Source organism: Pseudomonas gorinensis, from assembly GCF_042015035.1.
In the GTDB taxonomy this organism is placed as follows: domain Bacteria; phylum Pseudomonadota; class Gammaproteobacteria; order Pseudomonadales; family Pseudomonadaceae; genus Aquipseudomonas; species Aquipseudomonas gorinensis.
In genome coordinates this window covers 6497418-6508924 of sequence record NZ_CP167125.1, presented here as the reverse complement: position 1 = coordinate 6508924, position 11507 = coordinate 6497418, and the positions used below count along the sequence as shown (strand labels likewise).

12 protein-coding genes are annotated in these 11507 nt (G+C 62.5%); 7 read left to right on the top strand and 5 right to left on the bottom strand.

Annotation, left to right across the window (positions count from 1 at the left end):
• Positions 1-67 precede the first annotated feature (67 nt).
• The 4 genes from AB7933_RS29760 (at position 68) to AB7933_RS29745 (ending at position 4299) form a co-directional block, all read left to right on the top strand.
• On the top strand, positions 68-1972 hold the full coding sequence (locus AB7933_RS29760) for a sigma-54-dependent Fis family transcriptional regulator (RefSeq protein WP_024077592.1): 1905 nt from the start codon (positions 68-70) through the stop codon (positions 1970-1972).
• A gap of 74 nt (positions 1973-2046) precedes the next feature.
• Positions 2047-3396, top strand: a complete 1350-nt coding sequence (mpl, locus tag AB7933_RS29755; RefSeq protein ID WP_024077591.1) for a UDP-N-acetylmuramate:L-alanyl-gamma-D-glutamyl-meso-diaminopimelate ligase — start codon at positions 2047-2049, stop codon at positions 3394-3396.
• On the top strand, positions 3393-4022 hold the full coding sequence (gene ubiX / locus AB7933_RS29750; protein ID WP_010206807.1) for a flavin prenyltransferase UbiX: 630 nt from the start codon (positions 3393-3395) through the stop codon (positions 4020-4022). Before mpl ends, ubiX begins: the two co-directional genes overlap by 4 nt.
• Positions 4015-4299, top strand: coding sequence for a YceK/YidQ family lipoprotein (locus AB7933_RS29745; protein ID WP_024077590.1), 285 nt, complete (start codon positions 4015-4017; stop codon positions 4297-4299). The genes ubiX and AB7933_RS29745 overlap by 8 nt, the downstream gene beginning before the upstream one ends.
• 143 nt (positions 4300-4442) lie before the next feature.
• Here AB7933_RS29745 and AB7933_RS29740 read toward each other — a convergent pair whose 3' ends face one another.
• From AB7933_RS29740 to AB7933_RS29730, 3 genes are all read right to left on the bottom strand, one after another.
• Entirely contained in the window at positions 4443-5084 is a 642-nt protein-coding gene (locus AB7933_RS29740; RefSeq protein WP_024077589.1) for an oxidoreductase, read from the bottom strand.
• Positions 5085-5115: 31 nt separating this feature from the next.
• Positions 5116-6834, bottom strand: a complete 1719-nt coding sequence (locus AB7933_RS29735) for a C13 family peptidase (RefSeq protein ID WP_024077588.1) — start codon at positions 6832-6834, stop codon at positions 5116-5118.
• 105 nt (positions 6835-6939) lie between these two features.
• The gene (locus AB7933_RS29730) at positions 6940-7395 is read right to left on the bottom strand and encodes a MaoC family dehydratase (protein ID WP_024077587.1); all 456 of its coding nucleotides are present in this window, start codon (positions 7393-7395) and stop codon (positions 6940-6942) included.
• Between the two features lie 287 nt (positions 7396-7682).
• Here AB7933_RS29730 and AB7933_RS29725 point away from each other — a divergent pair, with 287 nt between their 5' ends.
• From AB7933_RS29725 to AB7933_RS29715, 3 genes are read left to right on the top strand one after another with little or no spacing between them, the layout of a single operon-like run.
• Positions 7683-8045: a CidA/LrgA family protein gene (locus AB7933_RS29725; RefSeq protein WP_024077586.1), complete on the top strand. Its 363-nt coding sequence runs from the start codon at positions 7683-7685 to the stop codon at positions 8043-8045.
• Positions 8042-8758, top strand: a complete 717-nt coding sequence (locus AB7933_RS29720; protein WP_024077585.1) for an LrgB family protein — start codon at positions 8042-8044, stop codon at positions 8756-8758. The genes AB7933_RS29725 and AB7933_RS29720 overlap by 4 nt, the downstream gene beginning before the upstream one ends.
• 21 nt (positions 8759-8779) lie before the next feature.
• Positions 8780-9373, top strand: a complete 594-nt coding sequence (locus tag AB7933_RS29715; protein WP_024077584.1) for an LON peptidase substrate-binding domain-containing protein — start codon at positions 8780-8782, stop codon at positions 9371-9373.
• Here the strand turns inward: AB7933_RS29715 and AB7933_RS29710 are convergent.
• Positions 9367-10683 (bottom strand): bifunctional DedA family/phosphatase PAP2 family protein, encoded by a 1317-nt coding sequence (locus tag AB7933_RS29710; RefSeq protein WP_024077583.1) that lies wholly within the window; start codon positions 10681-10683, stop codon positions 9367-9369. The two genes, AB7933_RS29715 and AB7933_RS29710, sit on opposite strands and share 7 nt — an antisense overlap.
• A 134-nt stretch (positions 10684-10817) precedes the next feature.
• Positions 10818-11501: a DNA-3-methyladenine glycosylase gene (locus AB7933_RS29705; RefSeq protein ID WP_024077582.1), complete on the bottom strand. Its 684-nt coding sequence runs from the start codon at positions 11499-11501 to the stop codon at positions 10818-10820.
• Positions 11502-11507 lie beyond the last annotated feature (6 nt).

Here is an 11507-nt window from a genome sequence, read left to right as displayed (position 1 = left end):
TCGGGATTGCAAAGGTCGGATGGCTGGGGGATGCTGGGGGCTCTCACGTAGAGAGAATAATAAGAACATGCAGAACGATCATTTCAGTCGCCATGCCCAGCAAGTCCTCACCGTGGCCCAAGGGCGCGACCCGTCCAGCGACCCGTCCATCGCCCGCTCCTGGCTGAGGTGCCTGGAGGACTACCACCTCGACCCTGCGCAAACCATCGCCCCTACCGTGCTCGAACATGGCCGCCTGCTGGAAAGCCGCGAGCGCCTGCAACAGGTGCTGCACATCGCCGGCAGCGAGATGAACAGCCTGCATCAACAGCTCTCGGGCGCCGGCCATGCAGTGTTGTTGACCGATGCGCGCGGGGTGATCCTCAACTGTGTCACCGCGTCGAGTGAGCGCAAGATTTTCGAGCGCGCCGGGCTGTGGCTGGGCGCGGACTGGAGCGAGGCCTGCGAAGGCACCAACGGCATCGGCACCTGCCTGGTGGAGCGCCAGTCGTTGACGATTCATCGTGATGAACACTTCCGTGGCCGGCATACCGGGCTGACCTGCTCGGCCAGCCCGGTGTTCGACCCTCATGGCGAATTACTGGCGGTGCTGGATGTGTCCTCGGCCAGGGAAGCGGTGTCGCGCCAGAGCCAGTTTCACACCATGGCCTTGGTCAATCTCTCGGCGAAGATGATCGAGAGTTGTTACTTCCTGCGGCATTTCGAGAACCAATGGTTGCTGCGCTTTCATTTACAGGCGGAATCGGTGGGCCTGTTCAGCGAGGGGTTGCTCGCGTTCGACGGCGAAGGGCGTATCTGTGCGGTCAACCAGAGCGCGTTGAACCTGCTGGGGCAGGTTCGCGGCGGCTTGCTCGGGCAGCCGGTGGAGGCGTTGTTCGAGTGTTCGCTGGATCAGCTGCTCGGTCGCGCCAGCGCAAATGCCACCGCCAGTTGGCCGTTGCGTACCCGGGATGGCCGGCATTTGTTCGCGGCCCTGCGCGGTCAGCCTCGCGGCGTAGGGGTACCCGCCCCCATTGCCAAGTTGCCGGAGCCACCACGGCTGCCCGGTATCTGCCTGGGTGACCCGGCCTTGCAAAACGATTTCCGTAAGGCGTTGCGGGTATTCGAGCGCGACGTGCCGTTGCTGATCAATGGCGAGACCGGCTCCGGCAAGGAGGCGTTCGCAAAGGCGGTGCACCATGCCAGCCAGCGCGCCGACAAAGCCTTTGTTGCGCTCAACTGCGCGGCTATCCCGGAAAGCCTGATCGAAAGCGAACTGTTCGGCTACCGCGGCGGCAGCTTTACCGGCGCGCGCAAGGACGGCATGCAGGGCAAGTTGCAACAGGCTGATGGCGGTACGCTGTTCCTCGATGAAATCGGCGATATGCCCCTGGCGTTGCAGACGCGGCTATTAAGGGTGCTGGAGGACCGCATGGTCGTGCCTCTGGGCGGTGAGCCCCAGGCGATCGATGTCAGGATCATCAGCGCGACCCACAGGGATTTGCTCGGGCGTGTGGCGGACGGCAGTTTCCGCGAAGATCTGTATTACCGGCTCAACGGCCTGGAAGTCGGGTTGCCGCCGTTGCGTGAGCGCAGTGATAAATCTCAATTGCTGGATTTCCTGCTGGCAGAAGAGGCGGGCGGGCAGGCCGTGTTGCTTGAGCTGGCGGCGCGTTCGGCGCTGCTTCGCTTTGCCTGGCCCGGCAATGTCCGGCAGATGCGTACCGTGCTGCGTACGCTGGCGGCGCTGTGTGACGACGGGCGAGTCGGCCTTGAGGACCTGCCCGCGCAGATCCGCCAGGCCCAGGCGCAACCGGTGGCCGAGGCCCTGTCCATGGAGTCGCCTCTGGAGGACGCCGAGCGCCTGGCGTTGCTCACGGCGCTGGAGCAACAGCGCTGGCACATGAGCCACACGGCGGAACAGCTGGGGGTCAGCCGCAACACCCTCTATAGAAAGCTGCGCCGGCACGGTATTGCCCGCGCCTCCCTATGATCGGGTCCTACAGCTAAAAGGTGCGATTTTTGCCCCCCTGCGCTAACCTGCCTCGATGTTTTACGAGGTCGACTATGCACATTCATATTCTTGGTATCTGCGGCACGTTCATGGGCTCGATGGCGGTTCTGGCCAAAGAGTTGGGCCATCACGTTACCGGCTCCGACGCCAATGTTTACCCGCCCATGAGCACACAGTTGCAGGCCCAGGGCATTGAGCTGACGCAGGGCTACGACCCATCCCAATTCGATCCGGTCCCCGACCTGGTGGTGATCGGCAACGCCATGTCTCGTGGCAACCCGGCGGTCGAGTACGTCCTGAACAAAGGCTTGCCCTATGTCTCCGGCCCGCAATGGCTGGCTGATCACGTGCTGCAAGGCCGCTGGGTATTGGCGGTCGCCGGCACCCATGGCAAGACCACCACCAGCAGCATGCTGGCCTGGGTCCTGGAGCATGCGGGCATGAGCCCGGGCTTCCTGATCGGCGGCGTGCCGCAGAACTTCTCGGTGTCGGCGCGCCTGGGTGATACGCCGTTCTTCGTGATCGAGGCCGATGAGTACGACAGCGCCTTCTTCGACAAACGTTCCAAGTTCGTCCACTACCGCCCGCGCACTGCGATCCTCAATAACCTTGAGTTTGATCACGCGGACATCTTCCCCGATTTGCAGGCCATCGAGCGGCAGTTCCACCACTTGGTGCGCACGATTCCAAGCGAAGGCCTGGTGATCCACCCGACTACCGAGCCGGCCTTGCAGCGCGTGATCGACATGGGCTGCTGGACCCCGGTGCAAACCACCGGTGCGGGCGGGCAGTGGCAGGTCAAGTTGCTCAGCGAGGACGGCTCACGCTTTGAAGTGCTGTTCGAAGGCCAGGCCCAGGGCACCGTCGAATGGGATATGACCGGCCAGCACAACGTAGCCAACGCCCTGGTGACCCTGGCAGCCGCGCGCCATGTGGGCGTGGTGCCGTCGATGGGCATTGCCGCGTTGAGCGCATTCAAAAGCGTGAAGCGCCGCATGGAGAAGGTCGCCGACGTGAATGGGATTACCATCTACGACGACTTTGCCCACCACCCGACGGCGATTGCCACCACCCTTGATGGCCTGCGCAAGCGGGTTGGGGATGCGCCGATCATCGCCATTGTCGAGCCGCGCTCCAACTCCATGAAACTCGGCGCGCACCGCGACGGCTTGCCGGAAAGTGTCAACGACGCCGACCAGGTGGTGTGGTATGCACCGGCCAACCTCGGTTGGGACCTGCCCGCGATTGCGGCGCTTTGCAGCGTGCCGTCGAAGGTCTGCGATTCCATTGAAGGCATCATCGAATTCGTCAAGCAACAGGCCAAGCCTGGCACCCACGTGGTGGTCATGAGCAACGGCGGCTTTGGCGGCTTGCATGGCAAGTTGGCCGAGGCGCTGAAATGAGCGGCCCGGAACGCGTTACCCTGGCGATGACCGGCGCGTCCGGCGCGCCCTATGGCCTGCGCCTGCTGGACTGCCTGGTGCGCGAAGAACGTGAGGTCCACTTCCTGATTTCCAAGGCCGCGCAACTGGTGATGGCCACCGAGACGGACGTGGCGCTGCCGCCCAAGGTGCAGATGATGCAAGCCTTCCTCACCGAGTACACCGGTGCGGCGGCAGGGCAGATCAAGGTCTATGGCAAGGAAGATTGGATGTCGCCGGTCGCCTCGGGCTCCGGCGCGCCAGCGGCGATGGTGGTGGTGCCGTGTTCCACCGGGACCTTGTCGGCGATTGCCACGGGCGCCTGCAACAACCTGATCGAACGCGCGGCGGATGTGACGCTCAAAGAGCGCCGCCAGTTGATCCTGGTGCCACGCGAAGCGCCGTATTCGAGCATTCACCTGGAGCACATGCTCAAGTTGTCGAACATGGGCGTGACCATCTTGCCGGCATCGCCTGGTTTCTATCACCAGCCGCAGACCATCGATGACCTGGTGGACTTCGTGGTGGCCCGGATTCTCAACCTGCTGAATATTCCCCAGGACATGTTGCCGCGCTGGGGTGAGCATCATTTGAGCAGCGATGAATAAGGCCCTGCTGGTCATCCTGGCGTTGCAACTGGCCGGCTGCGCCACCGCGCGTACGCTGGATGCGGCCAAGCCCGGCGCGCCGGTGGTGTATGCCGGCACGCGGCTGGATTTGTATGCGATGAATGGCGGCTGCTGCGCCATGGACCGGTTTGGTGCGCAGGCGCCGAGCTATCCCGGTGTCGACCTGCCAGCCAGTGCATTGCTTGATACGCTGCTGTTGCCGCTGTCGGTGTTGACGGTGCTCGGTGTGGGGTTTAACGCCACGGGCGGGCTCTAGCCTGGATTTTAAAGGCACCCCAAAACCAATGTGGGAGGGGGCTAGTTATAGGGATAGAACGAGCTCGCCACAGTTACAGTGTTCTTCCTTAACTGACGGGCATTGGGGCTTGCCCCCTCCCACATTTTGCTGTGTGTCCGGCTTTATTTACCGAGCTTGCGCAACTCATCCGACTCCACCACCCGCACGCCGTCCTGCTCTTCCAGCGCCAGGCGCCACATGGCGCGGGCCAGTTCGCACACTTCAATGCCGTGGTACTTGCCTGGAATCAGGCGTGACAACGGCCCGGCCAATTGCTCGGCCAGGCGCGGCTCAACACGTTCCCCCAGTAGCAGCGAAGGCCGCACGATGGTCAGTTGCGGCCAGTCCTGGGCCTTGAGCGCCTGTTCCATTTCCCCTTTGACCCGGTTGTAGAACACCGAGGATTTCGGGTCGGCGCCAATCGCACTGATCACGATCAAGTGCCGCGCGCCCATTTCCCGGGCGCGCTTGGCGAAGGCCACGACCATATCCAGGTCAACGGCACGGAAGGCCTCTTCCGATCCGGCTTTCTTGATGGTGGTGCCCAGGCAGCAGAAGGCAATATCCACCTGGCCGCTCAGTTGCGGCAGGAGCACCGCCGGGTCGCCTACCGGGTTTTCCAGGCGCGGGTGTTCAGCCAGCGGTTTGCGGCTGGGCGCCAGCACACGGGTCACGGTGGGTTCGTTGAGCAGGCGGTCAAGCAGGTGCTCGCCGGTAAGCCCGGAGGCGCCCGCGAGCAGGATATGCTGAGGTGTCAGGTACATGGTGTTTCCCCCCCTTGTTACACAGTTCAGCTTAGTTGCCTTTGGCTTCCTTGCTATTCATTGAGACGCTTTCGAGCGCCTTTCGTGCCTGCTGTTTGCGTAATAATTGCCAATGGGCGATCACGCCTTTGGGGGCCCACATCTGCGGTTCGGAAGGCTCGAAGTTGTCCGCCTGTTCGCGTTCGCTCACGTGCAGTTGCGCCAGTTTGAAAGCTTGTTGCAAATCGTCGGTCTGGTTGAAGGCCTGGGCGAAGAGGGCGTCGCCGAAGTAGGTGAAATCGGCTTCCTCGGAGCACCCGAACGACACACGGTCGGCGCGGGAGGCGGTCATGATCAGGGTGTGTTCGTCTTTCAGTGCCGGGATGAAACCGCCGGAGTAGCAGGCGGAGATCACGATGATCTTGTCGCGGTTCTTCAGCGGCGCGAGCACGGCGGCCAGCTCATCGGCAGGCAGGTCGGCCAGCTCCATGCGCGGCTGGTCCAGCACCAGTTCATGTTCGTGGGTGCCGTGGCTTGTCAGGTAGATAAACACCAGGTCTTCCGGCCCGCTGCGTTCGGCGAGGGTCTGCACCGCGCGGCGCAGGCTTTCGCGGGTGGCCAGGGGGCGGTCGGCAATATGGTCGCGGTGGTTGACCAGGCGGATCTGCCCCCGGGCACCGAAGCGGGTGGCGAGCATATTGCTGACGTAGTCCGCTTCGCGCAGGAACACGCTTTGTTTACCGTCACCGGCCACGGCCAGGGTGTACAGCTCCACGGCCGGGGTGGAGGCGGGTACGGCGGCGAGGGCGGCTTCGAGCAAGCGGCCCTGGGCGAGCACGCCAATTTCCAGCGGGTCGGGTAGCAACTTGCCGTCGGCATCCCGCACGCGCATGCCATTGACCCAGGTGCCGGCCTGCACGGTGCCGTCGGTGAGCACCAGGGTGCCACGCCCCTGGTAGTTGTCGCTGTCGAAGCCGCCGATATAGAAGCTGCCATCGGTCAGGTTCAGGCGGCCTTCGCCGCTGAAGCGCCAGTCGGCGAACTCGCCGACATAATGGCTACCGTCCACACCAATCAATTCGCCCTTGCCGCTCAGGGCGCCTTCCTTGAACTGGCCGATCCACACGTCGCCGTCGGCGTTTTCATAACGGCCCTTGCCATTGAGCTGGTTCTGCTTGAACTGGCCGACATAAATGTCGCCGTCAGCGCTGTTGAACGTGCCGTTGCCTTCCAGTTGGCCATCGACGAAGTGGCCGCTGAACTGGTTGCCGCTGTCGTCGTTGCGCTGGCCTTCGCCATTTGGTTTGCCGTGGGCGAACTGGCCCTGGTATTGGCTGCCGTCGGCCAGCTCCAGGCGACCGAGGCCGGAGTACTGGTCGTCTTTGAATTCGCCGCGATAGGTCATTTGCCCCTCTTTGAGGGTGCCTTCGCCGTTGCGTCGACCGTTCTTGAAGCCGCCCACATAGTGGCTGCCCGCCGTGCTCAAGCTGCCCTGGCCATCGAACAGGCCTTGCTTGAACTGGCCTTTATAGACTTCGCCGTTGCTGCCGTGCCATTCGCCCTGGCCGTGCCACTGGCCTTGGTCGAACTGGCCGGCGTACCAGCTGCCGTTGGGGTAGTCCACGCGGCCCTGGCCTTGCAGCAAACCATTGACCACATCACCCCGGTAGCGGCCGCCGTCGGGCAGGCGCGCATCGGGCGGCAACAGCGATTCGCCGTCTCCGCAAGCGGTGAGCAACAGGGCAAGGGCAAGGGGAGCAAGTGGGCGCATAGCGGGATCCGGATAATTGAGCGCCGAGTATGCCGTAGCTGCGAGTTTCTTACATAAATTTACATACCCTGTGGCGAGTTTCAGTGCCTCACCACAGGGAAGGGCTTACACGAAGCAGAGCGACAACGACTCGGCGATGTAAGCGGGTTTTTCCTGGCCTTCGATTTCCAGGGTGGCGGTGGCCTTGAACAGCCATTGGCCCGGTTTTTTCTCGGTGACGTCCGTGAGGGTGACGTTCAGGCGCACCTTGGAGTTGACCTTCACTGGCTGGATAAAGCGCACGCTGTCCAGGCCATAGTTGACCGCCATCTTCAGGCCCTCGGGCATGATCAGGATGTCTTCCAACAGCTTGGGCATCAGCGACAGCGACAGGAACCCGTGGGCGATGGTGCTGCCGAACGGCGTTTGCGCGGCCTTGACCGGGTCGACGTGGATGAACTGATGGTCGCCAGTGGCTTCGGCGAACAGGTTGATTCGGGCCTGGTCGATGGTGAGCCATTCGGAACGTCCCAGTTCCTTGCCGACATAATCTTTGAGCTGCGCTACGGGTACATAGGGCATTGCGTCTCTCCTTGGTTCATCGGTTTGTCCCTCCGCTGCAGGCGCGAGCTTGCTCACGAAGGTCGTTAACGATAACGCCGGCTTTTCTGGTTCGGCGCGGCGCACTCGAGTTTTTCGCGAGCAATCTCGCTCCTGAGGGAGGCAGTTGCTGTTTTTTTGGGGTTACAGAGAACCAATGTAGATCATCATGGGCTACCCGCCCGGTCAACCCACCATGCTTATGGCGAATGCCGGAGCATAGAGCGGGCATGCTTATAATGCGGGCGAGCCTTGAGGGGGGAGAACGGATGCTGTTACGCGGTCTGACATGGCTGGTGCTGTTTCAATTGATCGGCACCGCGATCAATCATTTGCTGGTGCCGGTACTGCCGGGGCCGATCATTGGCCTGTTGCTGATGCTGGGCTACCTGGTATGGCGCGGCGAAGTCGGTGAACCGTTGAGCCTGGCGGCCAGCAGCCTGTTGCGTTACCTGCCGTTGCTGCTGGTGCCGCCGGCGGTGGGGGTGATGGTGTATGCCAAGGACATCGCCGCAGACTTCTGGGCCATTGTCGGCGCACTGGTGCTGTCGCTGGTGATCGCCATGGGCTTTGTCGGCCTGCTGATGCAAAAGCTGGTCAAGCGCCAGGCGCAACAGGAGGAGGAACAATGACCTTCGACTGGCAGGGCGCGTGGGCGGCGGTGATTCATCACCCTCTGTTCGGCATCGGTATCACCCTCGGCGCCTATCAACTGGTGCTGGCGGGCTTTGAGAAAACTCGCTGGATTTTCCTGCAACCGGTGCTGGTCTCCATGCTGCTGGTGATTGGCGTGTTGCTCAGTTGCGGCTTGAGCTACGCCGAATACCGCAAGAGCACCGAGATCATGGGCATCCTGCTCGGCCCGGCGACGGTGGCCCTGGCAGTGCCGCTCTATTTGAACCTGCGGCGGATTCGGCAGTTGTTCTGGCCGATTTTTACTACGCTGGTGATAGGTGGCGTATTGGCCACTGGCCTGTGTGTGCTGCTGGGCTGGTGGTTTGGTGCCGAACACATGATGCTGATGACCATGGCGCCCAAATCGGTGACTTCGCCGATCGCCATGCTGGTGGCTGAGCAGATCGGCGGTGTCGCCGCATTGGCCGCGGTGTTTGTGCTGATCACCGGGGTCATCGGTGCGATGATCGGTCCGGCATACCTGTCGCGACTGGGCGTACACAGCCCCGAGGCACGCGGCATGGCCCTGGGCATGACCGCGCATGCGGTCGGCACCTCGGTGGCCTTGCAGGAAAGCGAAGAGTGCGGCGCCTTTGCGGCGCTCGCCATGAGTCTGATGGGCGTGGCCACGGCGGTGTTCCTGCCGTTGGCGGTGTCGGTAATTGTTTAAACCGGGTTTAAGGAAACCTTTATGAGTCTGGCGCTGTTCCCGCTCAATACCGTGCTGTTCCCCGGCTGCACCCTCGACTTGCAACTGTTCGAGGCGCGTTATCTGGACATGATCAGCCGTTGCATGAAAAAGGGCGAAAGCTTCGGCGTGGTGTGCATCCTCGACGGCCAGGAAGTCGGCATGGCCCCGGATGGCTACGCGCTGATCGGCTGTGAAGCGCTGATCCGCGACTTCAAGCAGCAGGATAACGGCCTGCTGGGAATTCGTGTCGAAGGCGGTCGCCGTTTCCGTGTGCGTGACGCCGGGGTGCAGAAGGACCAGTTGCTGGTGGCCGAGGTGCAATGGCTGGAAGAACTGCCGGACCAGGCGCTGGAAGAAGAGGACGCCGACCTGCTGGCCTTGCTCCAGGCCCTGGCCGAACACCCGATGGTCGCCTCGCTGGACATGGGCACCCACGCCGATGGCCAGCAGGCGCTGGGCAATCAGCTGGCGTACCTGCTGCCGTTCACCGAGGCCGACAAGATCGACCTGCTGCAACTCGACGACCCACAGCAGCGGCTGGATGCGATCCAGATGCTGCTCGACGAGTTGCAGGGCGAACTATTCACTCAATAGGCATAGCGCAGCAGCGCATGGGACATGCCGGCAAGCGCGATAAAACTCAGCACCGCCACCAGCGCCGGCAGCAGCAGCCACCAGGTTTTTTGGGGCATCGCCGGCAACGGGCTGCGGTACTGGCTGGCGTTCAGGCTGAAGGCACACACTGTCATCGCCAGCAACGTACCGGCCAGGATGTCGGTGGGCCAATGGGCGCCCAAATAGACCCGTGACAGCGCAATGAAGGCGGCGGGGATACACCCCAGCAGCATCCAGGTCAGGCGCATCCGCGTGGGTTGCCCGCGACCGGCCAATACTGCCAGCGCCAGGAAGAAGGCGAACGCACCGGAGGCATGGCCGCTGGGCATGCTGAAGCTGGTCAGTGGGTCGGTCAGGATTTCCGGTCGGCCACGGGCAAAGAACAGCTTGGTCGCAGTATTGATCAGCGCCGCCCCTGCCAGCGTGACACCGACAAACACCGCATGCCGCCATTGTCGCGCCAGTAACAGCAGGCCGGTGAACACGGCGCTGGCGACGAACATCTTCTTGAACTCACCCAGTTGGGTGATGCGCACCATCACCTCGTCCAGCCATGGGCTGCGGTGCTCCTGCACCAGTGCGCTCAGGCCCTGGTCGAAATCGTTGAGGTGGGGGTAGCCGATGAACAGCGCGATCAACAACGTCAGGCTGGCACACCCAATCCACAAGGTTGCCCGACGATGGCCTCGCAGGCTGCTGTTCAAGCACAGCCCGATCAATACCGCCAGGCAGGCCGTGACCACGCCCGCCTCTGGCCAGAACCCTTCCGGCAAGGGTAGGCGGAACGCGGCACCGGTCGCCCAGCCGGGTATCAGGTAGGCCACCGACCAACCCGCCGCCGCCAGAATGCTCACGGCGGCGAAACGTGGGAACGGCATGTCGCACATGCCGGCGACCATTGGCAGCATCGGCCGCAGCGGGCCGATGAAACGGCCGACCAACAGGCTGGCGATGCCGTACTTGTGGAAGTAGGTCTCGGCACCGTTCATCCATTCCGGATGATGGCGCAGGCCGGGCAGGCGGCGAATGTTCTGGTGGAAATGTCGCCCCAGGTAGTAGGAAACCCCATCGCCCAGTAGTCCGCCGAGGAAGCCCATCAGCAAGGTTTCACTCAACGACAGCGCCCCGCTGCCGGCCAGCACCGCAATGGCAAACAACAATACGGTGCCCGGCACGATCAGCCCGGCAATGGCCAGGCATTCCACGCACGCCACGATAAGCACCGCCGCCGCCAGCCATTGCGGGTTCAGGGTCAGCCAGCCGGTAATGCTATCGAGCCATTGGCCCATAAAACGTCACTCCCTCTATGTCATACATAACGCGAAACGCTGAAGATTTAATGTGGGAGGGGGCTTGCTCCCGATAACGGTGTAACAGGCCGCAGATGTGTCGCTGACCCACCGCTGTGTTGCGGCGCTAGTGTTCAAACCAGAAAGTAGTCGCGGCCTTCGACCTGGCCGCGACGCAGCGGGTTCCGTGTGCAGTAGGGCGCATAGCCGGCATCGACGAAGCGATACATCAGGTGTTCATCGCGGCCGCTGGGAATGCCCAGGCGGGTGGTCTGGATAATCTGCGTCGGCACCTGGCCTATGTCTTCTACATAGAGCTGTTCCTGATCGAAGCGCTTGGCATCCCACATCGGGACTTTCAAACCCAGCGCCTTGCACAACAAGGTCTGGCCCGCGCAAAGCTTCTGCGAGGGGCGGGGGCTGCCGTCGGCATTCGGGTTGTTCAACAGCATCTGCGCCAGGCTGGCGGGACCTGAGAGTTCGTCAATCCAGGGATAGGCCGACTTGATCAGCACGGCATTGCCCGGTCCCTGGGCGCTGAAGTTCAGCGAATCACCGCCACGGGCGTAGTACATGTAGATATGCCCGCCATCCAGAAACAAAGCCTTACGCTTTTCTGTGTAGCCGAGGGAGGCGTGGCTGCCTTTTTCGGCCACGTAATACGCTTCGGTTTCAATAATTCGCGCTGAAAGCCAGATATCGCCGACGCGGTGGCGAATGATTTTTCCGAGCAATTCCCGTGCAAGCAGTTGTGCATCGCGGTCGAAGAAGCCGTCGGGCAGGGCGCTGGCGGGGAGTTGGGGGGTAAAACTGGACATGGCGTT

Coding starts and splice junctions, on each gene's coding strand:
- AB7933_RS29705 (WP_024077582.1), bottom strand. CDS start 11,501: ATGTCCAGTTTTACCCCCCAACTCCCCGCCAGCGCCCTGCCCGACGGC.
- AB7933_RS29760 (WP_024077592.1), top strand. CDS start 68: ATGCAGAACGATCATTTCAGTCGCCATGCCCAGCAAGTCCTCACCGTG.
- AB7933_RS29730 (WP_024077587.1), bottom strand. CDS start 7,395: ATGCCCTATGTACCCGTAGCGCAGCTCAAAGATTATGTCGGCAAGGAA.
- mpl (WP_024077591.1), top strand. CDS start 2,047: ATGCACATTCATATTCTTGGTATCTGCGGCACGTTCATGGGCTCGATG.
- AB7933_RS29710 (WP_024077583.1), bottom strand. CDS start 10,683: ATGGGCCAATGGCTCGATAGCATTACCGGCTGGCTGACCCTGAACCCG.
- ubiX (WP_010206807.1), top strand. CDS start 3,393: ATGAGCGGCCCGGAACGCGTTACCCTGGCGATGACCGGCGCGTCCGGC.
- AB7933_RS29725 (WP_024077586.1), top strand. CDS start 7,683: ATGCTGTTACGCGGTCTGACATGGCTGGTGCTGTTTCAATTGATCGGC.
- AB7933_RS29715 (WP_024077584.1), top strand. CDS start 8,780: ATGAGTCTGGCGCTGTTCCCGCTCAATACCGTGCTGTTCCCCGGCTGC.
- AB7933_RS29745 (WP_024077590.1), top strand. CDS start 4,015: ATGAATAAGGCCCTGCTGGTCATCCTGGCGTTGCAACTGGCCGGCTGC.
- AB7933_RS29735 (WP_024077588.1), bottom strand. CDS start 6,834: ATGCGCCCACTTGCTCCCCTTGCCCTTGCCCTGTTGCTCACCGCTTGC.
- AB7933_RS29720 (WP_024077585.1), top strand. CDS start 8,042: ATGACCTTCGACTGGCAGGGCGCGTGGGCGGCGGTGATTCATCACCCT.
- AB7933_RS29740 (WP_024077589.1), bottom strand. CDS start 5,084: ATGTACCTGACACCTCAGCATATCCTGCTCGCGGGCGCCTCCGGGCTT.